This is a genomic window from Labrenzia sp. PO1 (assembly GCF_012273635.1).
Taxonomy (GTDB): domain Bacteria; phylum Pseudomonadota; class Alphaproteobacteria; order Rhizobiales; family Stappiaceae; genus Roseibium; species Roseibium algicola.
Genome location: NZ_JAAXCR010000002.1, coordinates 198,493 through 213,836 on the forward strand (window position 1 = coordinate 198,493; position 15,344 = coordinate 213,836).

At 53.9% G+C, this 15,344-nt stretch carries 12 protein-coding genes and 2 pseudogenes; 9 read left to right on the forward strand and 5 right to left on the reverse strand.

The window, feature by feature from the left end; genetic code table 11:
- The first annotated feature begins 51 nt into the window (after positions 1–51).
- From HCG46_RS28380 to HCG46_RS08865, 6 genes are all read left to right on the forward strand, one after another.
- Positions 52–873, forward strand: coding sequence for an SDR family NAD(P)-dependent oxidoreductase (locus tag HCG46_RS28380; protein WP_205838453.1), 822 nt, complete (start codon positions 52–54; stop codon positions 871–873).
- A gap of 117 nt (positions 874–990) precedes the next feature.
- Entirely contained in the window at positions 991–2,433 is a 1,443-nt protein-coding gene (locus HCG46_RS08845) for an AMP-binding protein (protein ID WP_168685803.1), read from the forward strand.
- On the forward strand, positions 2,411–3,526 hold the full coding sequence (locus HCG46_RS08850) for an acyl-protein synthetase (RefSeq protein WP_168685805.1): 1,116 nt from the start codon (positions 2,411–2,413) through the stop codon (positions 3,524–3,526). Before HCG46_RS08845 ends, HCG46_RS08850 begins: the two co-directional genes overlap by 23 nt.
- A gap of 88 nt (positions 3,527–3,614) precedes the next feature.
- A complete protein-coding gene (locus tag HCG46_RS08855; protein WP_168685807.1) occupies positions 3,615–4,832 on the forward strand; it encodes an acyl-CoA reductase in 1,218 nt (405 codons plus the stop codon).
- A gap of 111 nt (positions 4,833–4,943) precedes the next feature.
- The gene (locus tag HCG46_RS08860; RefSeq protein WP_168685809.1) at positions 4,944–5,681 is read left to right on the forward strand and encodes a glycosyltransferase family protein; all 738 of its coding nucleotides are present in this window, start codon (positions 4,944–4,946) and stop codon (positions 5,679–5,681) included.
- Positions 5,682–6,086: 405 nt separating this feature from the next.
- Positions 6,087–7,217 carry a hypothetical protein gene (locus HCG46_RS08865; RefSeq protein WP_168685811.1) on the forward strand — a complete coding sequence of 377 codons (1,131 nt, stop codon included), beginning with the start codon at positions 6,087–6,089 and terminating at the stop codon, positions 7,215–7,217.
- Between the two features lie 627 nt (positions 7,218–7,844).
- Here HCG46_RS08865 and HCG46_RS08870 read toward each other — a convergent pair.
- From HCG46_RS08870 to HCG46_RS08880, 3 genes are read right to left on the reverse strand one after another with little or no spacing between them, the layout of a single operon-like run.
- Complete coding sequence (locus HCG46_RS08870; RefSeq protein WP_205838454.1) at positions 7,845–9,170, reverse strand: hypothetical protein; 1,326 nt, start codon at positions 9,168–9,170, stop codon at positions 7,845–7,847.
- A 34-nt stretch (positions 9,171–9,204) separates the two neighbouring features.
- Positions 9,205–9,864, reverse strand: a complete 660-nt coding sequence (locus HCG46_RS08875) for an ABC transporter ATP-binding protein (protein ID WP_077290523.1) — start codon at positions 9,862–9,864, stop codon at positions 9,205–9,207.
- Positions 9,861–10,700, reverse strand: coding sequence for an ABC transporter permease (locus HCG46_RS08880; RefSeq protein ID WP_168685815.1), 840 nt, complete (start codon positions 10,698–10,700; stop codon positions 9,861–9,863). The genes HCG46_RS08875 and HCG46_RS08880 overlap by 4 nt, the downstream gene beginning before the upstream one ends.
- Positions 10,701–11,243: 543 nt before the next feature.
- On the opposite strand from HCG46_RS08880, the gene HCG46_RS08885 reads away from it, so the two are divergent.
- Positions 11,244–12,536: an Hsp70 family protein gene (locus HCG46_RS08885; protein ID WP_168685817.1), complete on the forward strand. Its 1,293-nt coding sequence runs from the start codon at positions 11,244–11,246 to the stop codon at positions 12,534–12,536.
- 69 nt (positions 12,537–12,605) lie between these two features.
- Here the strand turns inward: HCG46_RS08885 and HCG46_RS08890 are convergent, their stop codons facing one another.
- Both HCG46_RS08890 and HCG46_RS08895 read right to left on the reverse strand, forming a co-directional pair.
- Positions 12,606–12,920, reverse strand: a complete 315-nt coding sequence (locus HCG46_RS08890) for a DUF1905 domain-containing protein (RefSeq protein WP_168685819.1) — start codon at positions 12,918–12,920, stop codon at positions 12,606–12,608.
- A 66-nt stretch (positions 12,921–12,986) separates the two neighbouring features.
- Positions 12,987–13,505 (reverse strand): ACT domain-containing protein, encoded by a 519-nt coding sequence (locus HCG46_RS08895; protein ID WP_031269595.1) that lies wholly within the window; start codon positions 13,503–13,505, stop codon positions 12,987–12,989.
- Positions 13,506–13,822: 317 nt separating this feature from the next.
- Here HCG46_RS08895 and HCG46_RS28550 point away from each other — a divergent pair.
- Both HCG46_RS28550 and HCG46_RS08900 read left to right on the forward strand, forming a co-directional pair.
- A pseudogene (locus tag HCG46_RS28550) lies at positions 13,823–14,320 on the forward strand (DUF3365 domain-containing protein); the annotation flags it as partial.
- 144 nt (positions 14,321–14,464) lie between these two features.
- A pseudogene (locus tag HCG46_RS08900) lies at positions 14,465–15,268 on the forward strand (PP2C family protein-serine/threonine phosphatase); the annotation flags it as partial.
- Between the last annotated feature and the right edge of the window lie 76 nt (positions 15,269–15,344).

Here is a 15,344-nt window from a genome sequence, read left to right on the forward strand (position 1 = left end):
TCGTTAGCCCACATGCGGCTGGTGGCGGAAATAGAAGAAAAATTCGACATCATGCTTGATCTTGATGACATCATCGACATGTCGAGTTTTGCCAAGGCACAGGAAATACTGAAAAATATGGTGTCACTGATTGATCTCAGCGGCAAGGTCGCTATCGTCACCGGCGCGAGCCGTGGAATAGGTGCCGCGACAGCAGAGGTGCTGGCGCAGGCTGGCGCTTCGCTTTGCCTGGTCGCGCGGTCGCAAGCCGAGATCGAGGACCTTGCCGGCCGCCTGACAGACCAATACGGAATCGAGGTTTTTGCGCACGCAACAGACCTGTCGGACTGGAAGGCCGCTGATCAAGTGGTGCGGGCAGCCTTCGGCCGTTTCAAGCGCGTCGATATTCTCGTTAACAATGCCAGCTCCCTGGCCGACGGCACGATCGGAACCTTTTCCGAGGACACAATCAACGAAGCTTTCGCTCTCAACGCATTCTCAGCGATGAACCTGATTCAGATTGCTGCCCGCGTCATGATGCGCAAAGGGGGCGGGTCGATCATCAACACTAGCTCGATCATGGCCACCCACGGTGCAAAAGGCCAGTTCGTCTACGGAGCAGCAAAAGCTGCTGTCATCGGCGCAACCAAGTCCGCTGCCCGTGAACTTGGGAGGCAGGGCATCCGCGTCAATTGCGTCGTTCCCGGACTTATCGAGACCTCGATGATTAGCGGCTTGGCGTCGGACATGCTCCAAACACGTATCGACAACATCGCCCTCGGCCGCGCTGGAAGGCCGGACGAAGTTGCCAATGTGGTGCTGTTTCTTGCAAGCGATCTCTCGTCCTATGTGAACGGGCAGGCGATTGCTGTCGACGGTTCCATGGCGATATGAGCCAGAGTAATGACTGGCGTCGTGCCCCCGTAAGCCGTCGGCTTTAAGATACCCGCGGTGAAGCTGCCCTCGTTGCGAGGCGAGAACCGTTGCGCAACTGACGGATAACGGACGCATATGAGAAACTGGAAATTTACACTTTCAGATTCGGCGGCGCTTGTAGACGCCGACCAAGGTCAGACGGTCACCTATGCCGAAATGCCCGGCGCACTCTGTCGGACTGCCCGGAGGCTTGCGCGCTGGCAAACCGGTGCGCCGCATTTCCTCCTCGCCCGGAACTGCATGGACCATGCGCTTACGATCCTCTCGGCTTTCCAGGAAAATATTCCGCTAGCCCTCGTCGATCCCGAGCTCGCGCCAGAGCAGCTTACCGAGCTCATAGGCATTTACAAACCTGCAAGCCTGATCGGTGACCAGAGTTTTCTAGATACCTACACCCTACCCGGCTACTCACGTAACACTAAGGATGAGGCCGGCTTGTGCCAGCTCGTACGAGACGCTGATAAACCGATTCCCACAACTCACCCGGATCTTGCCTGCCTGCTCTCGACCTCTGGATCGACCGGCGCCCCCAAATTCGTGCGGCTGTCATCCACCAACCTGATCTCTAATGCGCGGGCGATCGCTGAAGTTCTCGAGATTGGCCCCGGCGTTGTGAGCCTTGGACATCTCAAGTTTCATTATTCCTTCGGCCTGTCAGTTCTGACCAGCCACCTTCTGGCTGGTGGCACAGTTGTGCTGACCGGAGCTACAATTGCCGAGCGTGGCTTTTGGGAGGCGATGAGCAAGTATGAGGTTGCGGTCCTTCCCTGTGTGCCGTTTCATTGCGAATATATTTGCAGATTGGGGCTCAAACGGCTGAGGCTGGAGCATTTTAAAACCATCATCCAGGCGGGCGGCGCTTGCCGCCAAGACATTATGACCGGGCTCGACACGCAGCTGCAGGAGCGCGATGGACGTTTCTTCGTCATGTACGGTCAAACCGAGGCCTCACCACGGATGACAACGCTTCCCGCGCAGGAACTTGCGGCGCATCCGGGTTCTGTCGGCTCGGCGCTGCCGGGTGGACGTATCGAGATCCAAGATACCGATGGCCGGAGGCTGCCTTGTGGCCAAACCGGAGAGGTCGTCTATTTCGGACCGAACGTCATGATGGGCTACGCCTCATCCGCAGACGATCTGAAATTGGGCAATATCACCGGCGGCTGTTTGAGAACCGGCGATCTTGGCTTTCTCAGCGATGAGGGTTATCTGACGGTTACCGGACGGGCCGCGCGTTTTGCGAAAGTGTATGGCAACCGCGTCAGCCTTCACGATGTGGAGAAAATTGCAGCCGCCCGTTTCAATCAGGAATGCGTCGCCGTCGAGGGGACTGATCAAATTCGCATTTTCATCGAGCGCTCCGGGGGCGGCGCCGCTGACGAAGTGCTTGCCGAGGCTGAACTGGCTCTTTGCCGAGAGCTGAGGCTGCCAAATGGCAGCGTAAAGGTTCACCGGATCGACGGGTTGCCGCGCAAGACCAATGGGAAACCTGACTATGTCAAGCTCACCAGCTTCTGAGAATTTTTATGCCCTAAATGAGGCACCGCAATGGTCAATTCCCCAGGCTGTCCGCGAGGCTTCTCTGTTGTCGGGGCTGTCGGAACTGATTGACCACCATCGGCTGAACTGTCCGGAATATGAGCGGATCCTAGGTGGCCTATGGCAAGGTGATCCGGCGCAGACGCTTGAGGAAATTCCCTATCTTCCGGTCTCGCTGTTCAAGACTCACCTCTTGCAGTCCGTGCCACAAGAGCAGGTCCGCATCACCATGACATCAAGCGGGACAACCGGGGCTGCGGTCAGCCGCATCGCTGTCGACAATGAGACCTCCCGGCGCCAGAAGCTCTCGTTGCGCGCGTCCATGGCCGCAATTCTGGGCTCGAAGCGGCGGCCGATGCTGGTGATCGATTCATTGGCCGTTGTTTCCGATCCCGCGCTGATGTCTGCCAGAGGCGCAGGCGTATTGGGCATGATGCCCTTCGGTCGCGATCATTGCTTCGCGCTCGATGAAACCATGAAATACCGGCTCGACGAAGTGCGCGAATGGCTCGCCAAGCACGCCGACGAGGAAATCTTCATATTTGGCTTTACCTTCCTCGTCTGGCAGTATCTGCGCGGCCTCGCCGCAGAACTGGGCTGCGACCTGTCTAAGGCCACGCTCGTCCATTCCGGCGGATGGAAAAAACTTCAATCCGAAGCGGTGAGCCCAGAGGTGTTCAGGCGCACGTTCAGAGAACTTGCTGGGTTGCAAAACAGCTACAATTTCTATGGAATGGTGGAGCAAATGGGAGTGCTCTTCCTGGAGGGCGACGATGCGTTGCTCTACCCGCCAAATATCGGCGACGTGATAATCAGGGATCCGTTGACGTTCGAACCATGTCCGCCTGTAACCGAGGGGATCGTCCAGGTGCTGAGCCTGATCCCATCATCCTATCCTGGACACAGCATCCTGACTGAAGATGTCGGCGTCATCGAGACTATCGACGCGGGCGTTGGGGGGCGTCTTGGCAAGGCCCTAAGAATTGTCGGCCGCGTTCCAAAGGTCGAGTTGCGCGGATGCAGCGATGTCATCGCTGCGGAAAGCCAACGCGTGCTTAAGTCCGCCCTTTAGCATGCTTTGGGCGATCCACCTTGACTCGGACCACATCTCCCAGCCTGGGACATGTCCTGTTAACTTGTTTTGATTGTGCCGGATTGCCATGACGATCACTTTGTTTCCCGACGTTGATATTTCGCTGGATGCGCTTTGCGGTAAAATTGCTGCAGCTTCTCCCTCCCCGCCTTTTGAAGCCGAGCAGATCGAGGTCTTGCACGATCTTTCCCGGTTCTTGATGACCGATCGCCGCCTTGCCGGGCGTGCCGAATGGACCGCTCTTGGCTATTGGCTTCGTCGCGCTTCGCTTGCAAAGTTGAAAAGCGATTTCATGCAACGGCAGCCGGTAGGCACCATCGTTGCGCCACGGGGTCTTGCTGTGCACCTACCGCCGGCAAATGTGGACACTATATTCGTCTACTCTTGGGCGCTCTCGCTCCTGTGCGGGAACGTCAATCTGGTTCGTCTTCCATCTTCGCGTCCAGAACAAATTGATATCGTGCTTGGCTATCTAACCAATGTACTTGAGGAAGCAAGGCTTGGTGCCGCCAACTTGTTTGTGAGTTATCCGGCGGACAACAACAACATCAATGCGTCGATTTTCGGATTGGCTGATATGCGGCTCATTTGGGGGGGAGACCAGAAAGTTCGGACGCTGTCGACGATGGAGGCCAAGCCTTCCTGCCACACGCTAAACTTTGCCGACAGGTTCTCTCTGTCGCTGAACAAGGTAGAGGCGTATCTGAACCTGAACGACAAGGAACGCGAAGAACTGGCGAAGAAGGCTTACAACGATGTCTATGTCTTTGATCAACTTGCCTGTTCGTCCTCCAGACTGATCGTATGGCTTGGAAGTACTAACGGCAATTACAAGGAGGCGATCGCCGACTTCTCCCGTCGCCTGTCCGCGCATGCGCGACGCATGAACTATAATGTTGCGCCTCACACCAACTTGGCCAAGTTTGCTTCCGCCAACCGTTCGAGCCTAGATTTCGATGTAAGCGGCTTGGCTCTGCGGTCGCCGGAGCTAACGGTTGTGGAGCTTTCTACGCTTGTGGATATTCGCGATGAAGCAACGGGAGGAGGTTTTCTTTATTCCGCCCATGTCGCTGAGGCAGAAGAATTGACAAACTTCCTCTGCCGAAAGGATCAAACGATTGCCTATTCCGGATTTGACGAGAACGAACTGTTTCGGCTTGCGCGGACGCTCAGTGTTCACGGCGTAGACCGGTTCGTTCCGGTTGGAAGTGCTCTGGATTTCGATTTCATCTGGGACGGTTTCGACTTACCCGGTCAGATGCTTAGATATGTCCGTATCCGATAGAGCACGAGCCGCAAACGCGACGAAACTGATTTCCGTCCGAAATGCGACAATACGATTGATGGGTAAATACCCGATGATAGGGTAGTCACGAAATCTGCTTTTAGGAGGCGAATGACTGTGGCTGATGCAATAATCCAGGCACGAACATGTTCCACGCGACTTCCGGGCAAAGTTATGCTCGAAATCGAAGGCAAAAGCGTTTTGTCCCATGTCTGCGAGCGTGTCAGTCGAGCCCGGTCGATAAAGCGCGTCATTCTCGCACTACCGGATACACCTGAGGACGATGCGCTCGCCGCGCACGCCCGCTCTCTTACCGACTATGTTTACCGGGGAAGCGAAACCGACGTGCTCGACCGGTACTATCAGGCGGCACGCCGTTTCGGCTCGACGGAGATCTTCAGGATCACCTCCGATTGCCCACTGATCGATCCGGAAATCGTGGACAACTTGCACCAATCCTTCCAACACGCTAGGCCGGACTACATGTCGAACATGATAATGCCTGGGTTGCCGCGCGGTCTAGACGCGGAGCTCTTCGAATTCCGGTCGCTTGAAAGAGCCTGGCAAGAGGCACGCCAGCCACATGAACGCGAGCACGTGACGCCGTACATTTATCAAAATCCCGATCTATTCGACATCAAAGCTCATGAAGAGCCAATCGATCGAACTAACTGGCGGTGGACCCTGGATACAGACGCGGACTTCGCATTTATCACAGCGGTGTACGAGGCGCTCTACAAACCGGGCCAACAGTTCGGATTCGCGGATATCGAGTCCCTACTTTTGCAACGTCCTGATCTTGTAGAGATCAATGCTCATGTAAGCCAGAAGATCGACCATTTAATATGATATCTACAGTTTATCACAAAAATACTTTGTGGTTCGAACTCTCTTGGTTGTGTGCGGTTTTCGAGATGGAGCAATTTTCTTCAATTTCGAAGTATTACACAATCGAACCATCTTTCCCGCGACTTCGTTACTGATCAAATATATAAAAAATATTGTCAAATCAGAGCCCCGCAACACCCATGACGTTTTTTCCTACTGACTTGAAGTGTTCACGCAAAGAGGATAACCAACCATTGCACCTATCCGAGTCCAGATCTAAGTGCGAGGCGCTTCCACATGCAAGTTACTCATCGCTTTTTTTCATCAAGCCTTCTCGCTTGAGCTCACGCCATGATTACATTTGAAAACTTGCGATGAGGGGTCGGATTTATGGAACAAGGCGAGTGTACATAAGGCAGCATGAAAATGACTGGCAAATTTAATTTGCATAGATACTCACTCTTTGCCCCTATTTTCTCTGCGAAAAAGAAGGGTTTGTTTGCTGACAAATCGCATATTCTTACGAAATTAGATAAGTCAAACCCTACGTTATTCTTTGGGTTCTCAGCGTGGAAACATAGATTCTACAACCAAGTCTTTTCAGAACAGGAAGTACTATTTTTAGGCGATGAGTTAGCTCAAGACGATGAGGTCATAGAAAAGATATTTTCTACGATTAGAAGACAAAAAGTATTTGTTTGGTCTTATAAAGACCCCTTCTGGTTATCAGCGCTTTCCGCTCGAAATCATGTCACGATCTGCCGCGTCGAGGACGGCTTTCTACGTTCTGTGGGACTAGGCGCAGAAAAAACTGCCCCGTCGTCCATTGTGATCGAAGAAGGAACCAATCTCTACTTCCACAAAGAGCGAGATAGTCGTCTTCATCAGATCATTAGGTCTCTATCTGATGATGAGCTCAAGGATTTTCACCGCAAAGGGATCGAGCTTCAGGAGAAAATTATTAGTAACAATCTAACAAAATATAACTTTGCGAGGAGAAGTTCTGAATTTCACGTTGAAAAAGGAAGTATTCTTGTGATCGGGCAAGTTGAAAGAGACGAGTCAATCAGAAGAGGGCCCGACCCTTACTTCACCTGTGAAAAGCTTATTGAAATCGCATATCGCGATAATCCAGGCCAGTCAATCCACTTCAAAGCACACCCAGAGGTCTTGAAAGGATTCGCACAACCATTCAGCGCACCATTCCGTCGATTTCCAGAACTAGTCGAGTTTCCTCGGCATGCAAATATGTTCGACTACGCTAATCGATATGAAAGGATCTATACTATTTCGTCCTTGGCGGGTTTTGAATTATTGCTGCGAGGAGCAAGCATCACAACACTTGGCTCTCCTTGGTATGCTGGCTGGGGACTGACTGATGACCGGGCAACCGTGCTTGAAGCAAGACAAGAGATTAGCGTTCAAGTACTTTTGTGGGCTGCGTACGGTGCTTATCCCTATTATTTCGATCAAAATGGCCAAATGTCCGACGTATTCAAAATCGTGGACAGTTTATCTTCTCAAGTCAAAACTGCCAAGGACGACGCATTTACTTGATCAAATCGCTGAGAAGTATCTTACGAGCCCTAGCATTAATTGACGAAGCTCGTTTCGGTAAAATAAAGCATTGATTAAGATCTCTTTACCGCCACAGTGCGTCATTGCAAAGTGCCGACAACGAACGTTTCGGCACTAAATGGCAGAAATAAAGTCATGGCAAGCAACTGAAGTGCTGTTTCTGATGCAACCCAATTCCCGTTATCGACCTGATTTCAAGCTAGATTGAATGCACAACACTACGATCATGAGTACCAGTGACTGTGAAGCTAAGGCAGGTGGGGAATCATATTTGACCTGCTCCCCTGAAAGTTCTTCGTTTTGCGGGGAGCATGCCACATATACAGCATGTTATTTTACAGATCGAAGTTCTGTGGGAAAGTGATACTAGTCGCCGGTGAGTTTTTAAAGATGGGGAGAAACCAATATCGATGAAGACAGGCTTTCGTGTTATCTACAAGGTTAAGGTGTGTAGTTATATTACAAGCTGTTTTTCCAAAAGAGTTCGCATTGGGTGTACTTTTTCAGTAAGAAATTTTTTTTGGCCGTCTGAAAGACCTTCAATTTCTCGACTATCAGCAAGTCGTCATACACTTCAATTTTCAGTCATTTCAGCTCCTACCAATATCAAGTGCGATCCCTTACATTATAGTACATTAGAACAGCAACAGACCACGCTCCAGCCAAGAGCAAAAATGCAGCAATTGAATATAGAAAACGGTGTGGATACTGTGCGTCTTCTGAGAGGGTCGGCTGGATGAAAGTCGCTAAGTAAAGGTGTTTACCGTCGGCCTCCTGACGAGCCGTTTCCAAGCTGGCAAGCGATGTTACATAGAGTTGCTGTGCAAATTCTTCTTCCAATGCGAGTTCCGAATAGTCCGCAAGACGGAAGGAAAGAGCTGTCCTGTTCGTACCAGAAGAACCGGAAGGCGATGTGCCGGAGCCAAGGCGTTCCCGCGCACTTGAAATCTGGCCTTCCAGGGCCTCGATTTGCTGGTTCAGGAGCCTGATACGGGGAGAGTCCTCGTCCAGATAACTCATCAGGGTCTTTTTTTCTGCTTCCCGGCTTGCGCGCTGCTGATCCAGTCCGGCAATCATTTCCACAGCAAGCTTGGCATTTTCCTCCGGACTGACTTCCTGTGTCTCGTTCCTGTAGGCAAGCATTTGCTTGCGGATTGCTTTCAGACGCGCCTCGGCGCGCGCAACACTTTCTTCCGCGAAGCGCACCGTCTCTCGCCTGTTTGCTTCGGAAAGCTGGTTGACCAATATTTCGCTGCGTTTAAGCACTGCCTTGGCGATCTCGACCGAATCCTCGGGCCGGAAGCTGCGCACTTCAACCTGGATGACCCCGGAGGTCGCGTCGAAACTGACGTCGACCATGTCATTCCAGTAACTCAAGCGGTCTTCGACCGGCAGATCGCTGCCCATGCTGAACAGAAAATCCGAGGATTCGCGATTGAAGATGGTCTGCAAATCCAGATCGTCCGGAAGGTCCTCCAGCACGGATTGGCTCTGGAGATAGTCCGTGACGATGTAGCTGTTGGAGGTCGCAGACTCCCCCCCGGTATTTCCCATTACCATGCCAAGAACTTCAGTCGCTGCTACTGGCTGTGAACTGCGAACGGCAAATGCTGTCATGCTGTGATATTGGTCGCTTGCCCAGAAAAACATATAGGCGGAAAACGCGGCAGCCGGCATGGCTACGAACAACATGAAGCCTAACAGCATCATTCTATGCCGCATTTTCGTCGCGGACTTCGCCGTCGCTGCCGGCAGTGCCAAATCAAGCAGTTTCTGCGGATCGAGGCCGGACTTTTTCAGCCTATTAATCAGCTTGCCGTCCTTGGATCTCGCCTTGGCAACGGCAGCTCCCTTTTTGGACGGAAGATTGAACACCGTTCCCTGACCAATCTCGTCGGCCTTTTCTCCAGGCATTTTTTCGACAGCTGACATGTTCAATCAAACCTTCAAGTATTCAGAGACCGGCCTATCGGCGTGCCATGTTGTCATTGTGCATGTTAATTGCATCGTCAATATCGTTAAAAAAGGTTAAGTTGCCATCTTCTAACACAATTCCGGTCGTACAATATTCTTTTAGTGCACCGTTTGAGTGTGACACCATGATGATGTCAGAATTCTGGAGTTTTTCTTCAAAAACCCGTTTGCACTTTTTCTTGAAATTCGAATCGCCGACGGCCGTGATTTCGTCAACCAGATAGTAGTCAAAATCAATGCCCATACTGACGCCAAAGGCAAGTCGGGCTTTCATTCCGGAGGAATAGCTTTTTACCGGCATGTAATAGGATTTCCCAAGTTCGGCAAAATCCTGAACGTAATCGACCAGCTGTTCCGTGTCGTGCCCATAAATGCGGGCAACGAAGCGAACATTCTGCTCTCCGGTTAAAGAGCCATTGAAACTGCCCTGAAAACCAAGCGGGAATGACACGTTGGCAAGACGGATAATCCTGCCCGAGGTCGGCTTGATCGTACCCGCAATAAGCCTCAGCAATGTGGACTTGCCAGCACCATTACGCCCCAGCAGACCAATACTGTTTCCCCTGGGCACCGTAAACGACACATCCCTTGCGATGTAGCGCATCTCTCCCTTGAGCTTGAAGCGTTTGGTCAAGCGATCCAACCTGATCATTTCGCCTCCCGTAGCTGCGCATCATAAAGCCATACCAGAAAAAATCCGAAAACAATCGAAAACACGGTTAGCCCTATGATGTAAGGCATGTCGACATAAGACGCCCGGTAGGTGGGGTAGAACCCGGTTCGAAAAAGGCCAACAATGTGAACCAGCGGGTTCCACATGAGCCATTCCCTGAATGGATGCGGAACGGTGTCTGGCAGAAAAAACACTCCGGAAACGATGAATGCCGGCCGGTTAATAATACCCCAGATCTGCTGGTAGGTACTGCTCAAGTGAAACCATACGATGTTCGAAGCCCCTACTCCTGCACCAAGTGCAATTGCAATCAGGGAAGCCAGGAAGATAGGTGCCAGGTTGATACTCTCAAACGGAACCACGAAATAAAGTGCCCCGAAAAGAAGAGCATTTACGACGAAAAGCGTCGCTACCTGTAAAAAAATCCTTCCCAAAATCGTGTCGTAAGGTCGCACGACAGGATAGTTCAGTAGCGCTCTGTTTGCCTCGACTGCAGAACCTACTTGCTCAGAAGTTGAACGATACATGTAGAATGCGATGTAGCCGGTCGCAAAAAACAAGGTGAAGCTTCTTCCCAGTGGCGGGATATGAGCGACTGCCGAAAATACTGTCGTCAGGATGGCGATCGTCAAAACCGGATCCAGAACCGCCCACATGTAACCGCCGAACTTGTTTCCGTAGCGGGTGGTCATTTCGCGAACGACCAACGCAAATGTGATCGCGAATTGGCGTTTCAGGCCCTGGCGCAAAGGTTCTGAGTGCATACTGTCAATCTGCAGTTTTTGATCTCTGTTGACGCGTTCTTCGAATGCCAACTGGTTGTCTTGACTAGACCTTTAGACAGTTCATGTCCATCTTCTGACAGTGCGTATCATAATGGAATTTCGCGCAGCAACATAGTGTCACGATGCCACAATGATTTCAAAGGCGGGATGATTTGTACAAATTGGAAGTGCGAATGCCTGCTGCCTGAGACTGCGACCAACTCCGATCGCGACCACAAAACCGATGAAACGCATAGCGTGCGGTCTGGGTATTTCGACCCGGCAGCAATGTCCTGACGATAAGCTCCAGGCATCAACGCCAAATTTTCATTGAGCAATTCACCTTTTTCCAGATGGCACCTGCGAGCCGAAGGTTGGAGCCGCAACGGATGCAGGATCGAATGCCTTGAGAACAGCCAGTTTCCGCTTGCGTTTTCGTTTGTTCCCGCCTATCCCGCACAGCCATTTCACTTTTGCAGGATTGCCGTATTGGGAGTGCCCCTACGCACTCCTGCGTCGGTTTCGAATGAGCCAACGCCATTCAATTGCAAAACGGCACGGGTACAAAACGCTGCGACATAAAGGGACTTTGCCATGAAACAGACCATCGGACTTGATTTCGGCACCTCCAACACGGTCGCGGTTTCGGCGCAGGGTGTGGGCGCGACTGCGCCGATCAGCTTTGTTGATGGCAATGACAGTTTCACATCGCTTCCGACCGTCCTCAGTTTTCTCGACCGGGGGCCGGCCAAGGCGCTGAATGCGGAGGTCGGGCCCTGGGCAATCCGGCAGTTTCTGGAGAGCTTTGGCGATGTGCGGTTCATCCAGTCGCTGAAGACCTTTGCGGCGAGCCGCGTTTTCAAGGGGACCGGAGTTTTTGGGGTCCGGTTCGAGTTTGAAGATCTGATGGCGACGTTTCTGCAGCGGGCTTTCGAGCGGGCCGGGGCTGCATTTGATCCCGCGGCAACCCGGCTCGTTGTTGGCCGGCCGGTGGAGTTTGCCGGCCACAATCCGGATGAAGACCTGGCGATGGAGCGGTATCGCAAGGCGTTTCAGAAGGTTGGTTTTGAAGACATCCTCTTTGTTATGGAACCTGTCGGGGCGGCCTTTTCCTACGCGCAATCGCTGGAACAGGATACGACCATCCTGGTTGCCGACCTTGGCGGCGGCACGACCGACTATTCGATCATGCGATTCGAGACCGAAGCCGGGCACCTGAAAGCGACGCCGCTTGGCCGAGGCGGGGTCGGCATTGCCGGTGACACGTTCGACTACCGCATCATCGACAACGTGGTGCTGCCGAAGCTCGGCAAGGGCACCGCCTACCAGAGCATGGGCAAGATCCTGGAGATCCCGCCCAACCTCTTTTCCAACTTCGCCCGTTGGCACATGCTGTCGATTTTCAAGACCTCAGACGATTTCAAGGAAATGAAAAAACTGCTGCGCTACTGCGTGGAACCGGAGAAGATCGAGCTTTTCATCGATCTGGTGGAAGAGGACCAGGGCTACCCGCTTTATAAATCCGTCTCGGAAACCAAGGCCCTGCTGTCGTCTGCAGACGAGGCGGAGCTGACCTTTGCCCCGCTCGGTTCGGACTTCCGGGCGACTGTGAAACGTGCGGACTTCGACGGCTGGATCGCACCGGACCTGAAGAAGATGGATCTGGCACTGGATGTCACCCTGGAAAAGGCCGGTTTGACTGAGTCAGACATCGACCGGGTGTTCATGACCGGCGGCACCTCCTTCGTGCCTGCCGTGCGCCGTCAGTTTGCGGAGCGCTTCGGCCAGGAGCGAATTTCCGGCGGCAACGAGCTGACGTCGGTTGCCAACGGCCTTGCCCTGATCGGGGCGCGCACGGACGCGGCCGATTGGGCGCTTGCCGCCTGAGTTCGCCTGCCCGGATCCGGCGGAACGAGCCTGACCGACGGAAGTCAAAAGCTCAAACAGTCCTCCCTGTCAGCAACCCGGCGGCACCTGAAGCCACAGTGATACGTCGACGGTGTCTCCGGCTGCGATCTTCTCTTTCTTGCGCACGGCCGACTTGACCGGCAACAGGAAGGAGCCGGACGCCTTGTCCGGCCAGATGGTGGTGCTCCATTCAGCCTCGCCGATCCGCGCCTTTACCTTGATCATGCCCCAGGCGCCGCCTTTACGGCTTCCTGTGAAAAACCGGATCTGATCGGCGCAGGCCGGCGGTAACGTCACGAAGGTCCAGCCGCCTGGACCGGCGGACAGCCAAAGTTTGCCGGTAAAATCCAGCCGGTCGAGCATGAAGTTGCAGCCTCTGTCCTGCCAAGCCTGTGTCGTGTCGCTTCCGTCTGGCAGGACTGAGCGACGTCAGTCAATCAGATTGATATCCGCCATCAGGTCTCCTGCCGTTTCCTGAAGTGCGTCGCTCAGGCTCGCAGGGTCCAGTCCACCTGGCAGGCGCAGGTCGGCAGATGCCTTGAACAGGGCCTCTCCCTGCATCGAGCCGGAGACGACTTCCGTTTCCAGATGCTCGATGCTGACACCCTTTTCGGAAAGAACGCGGGTGATATCCCGCAAGATGCCCGGGTGGTCCTGGGAGACGAGATCCAGATGAGCGGAAGCGCCTTCCGGCAGCTCTGCACCGGTCTGGTCGGAGCGCAGCGTGATATCGATGCCATCGGCAGAAAGAGCTTGCAGCTTTTCCACCAGTTCGTCCGCATGCAGCCCCTCGATCGCGATGCGCACGATGCCTGCAAATTCGCCGCCGAGGCGGGCCATGGAGCTTTCGATCCAGTTGCCACCAGTGCCGGCGATGATTTCCGCCATCCGCTCGACCAGGCCTGGCCGGTCCTTTGCAATGACCGTGAAAACAAGATGAGTTTGCATGATGCCCCGCTTGCGCATTGGAACTCGACCATTCTACTAGACAGCCTCAACGTGCTGAAAACAAGACTGCAAAATCTCATCTCCAGCTGTGGCCGTTGCGGCAGACAACCGTCATAATGGCGAAATTGATCGGGTTTCCCTTCAGGCTTTCTTGCCGATCCGCATTCCGTTTCAATTCATTCTGAAAATCAGGTTTCCCCATGAAGCAGACAGAACCCCGCCGCGTCGACAAATTCTGGCTCACGCTCATCGAACGACCGGCGGTTTTTCTGGTTCTGGTGCTGATCGGGCTTGGCATGTTGCCTGTTGCCGTGTGGATGGACCTGCGCGCCATTTCAGATGCCTCCCTGCGCTCGCAGGCGGTTGACCTGGACCAGGCCATCGGCAAGATCCGGACCTATTACGCGCAAAACGTGATCGCCCGGGTTCAACAGGCGCCGGGCGACATCACCCCGACACACGAATATCACGAAACGCCAGGCGGCATTCCGATCCCCGCCACGCTCTCCATCGAGCTTGGGGAAGTGATCGGCGGCAACGACCATAATCTGCAATACCGGTTCGTGTCGAATCTGCCGTTCATGGAGCGCGGGTCACACAACCTGACACCTTTCGAGATCAAGGCACTGAACGATTTCCGACAAAGCCGTGATCCTGCAGACCTGGAGATTGCCTACGAAGGATCGATCTTCGACCGAAAGATCCAGATCGCCTCCCCCGTCTTGATGGGCGAGGCCTGCGTTTCCTGTCACAACAGCCACCCGGAAAGCCCCAAGACTGACTGGAAGACGGGCGACGTGCGTGGCATTCAGGCGATCACCATCAGCCAACCCATTGCCGCAAACCTCTGGTCGTTCAAATATCTGCTGCTCTACTTCGGCTGTGCAGGGGCGATCGGTGCTGCGGTCACCGCCCTGCAATGGCACCAGGCAACGCGGCTTCACCGGATGAACGTCAATCTGGAGCACGCGAATACGGAAATCGCGCATCTCAACAAGCAGCTGACGTCCGAAAACCTTCGGCTGGGAGCGGAAATTGAAGTCGCAAGGCAGATCCAGATGATGGTGCTGCCGACCAAGGATGAGCTTGGCGGCATTCATGAACTGGAGATCGCGGCCTTCATGGAACCGGCGGACGAAGTTGGCGGCGACTATTACGACGTGCTGCAGCTGGACGACAAGGTGAAAATCGGCATTGGCGATGTGACCGGCCATGGCCTGGAAAGCGGCGTTCTGATGCTGATGGTTCAGTCCATCGCCGTCGCCCTGCAGGAACGCGGACCGTCAGATCCGCGCCAGTTCCTGGTTGCACTCAACAGCGCCATCTGCCGCAACCTGAAGCGCACCCGGACCGACAAGCACCTGACGCTGTCCTTCCTCGATTTCGAACCGAACAAGGTAACCTTGTCGGGCCAGCACGAGGAACTGATCATTCTGCGCGACAACGGCCAATGCGACATCGTCGATACGGTCGATCTCGGCTTCCCCATCGGCCTCGATGAAGACATTGAACCGTTTATCGAAACCAGGGAACTGGCGTTCGGTCCCGGAGATCTCATCATTCTTTATACGGATGGCGTGACCGAAGCGGAAAATCCTGACGGTGTGCTGTATGGTCTGGACCGCTTGGTCGCAAGTGCCCAGCGCCACGCGGCACCAAAGGCCGGACGGGTGCTGGAAGGCATCCTGGCGGACCTCAAGGCCCATATCGACACACAAACGGTGCATGACGACATTACGCTGATGGTGATCAGGCACAAGTAAGCAGGCAGCATTGGCCGCAGCTTGCTGCCGCACACTGCGATCAAAATTTTGGAGGCGTGTCACCCCGAATAAGCGC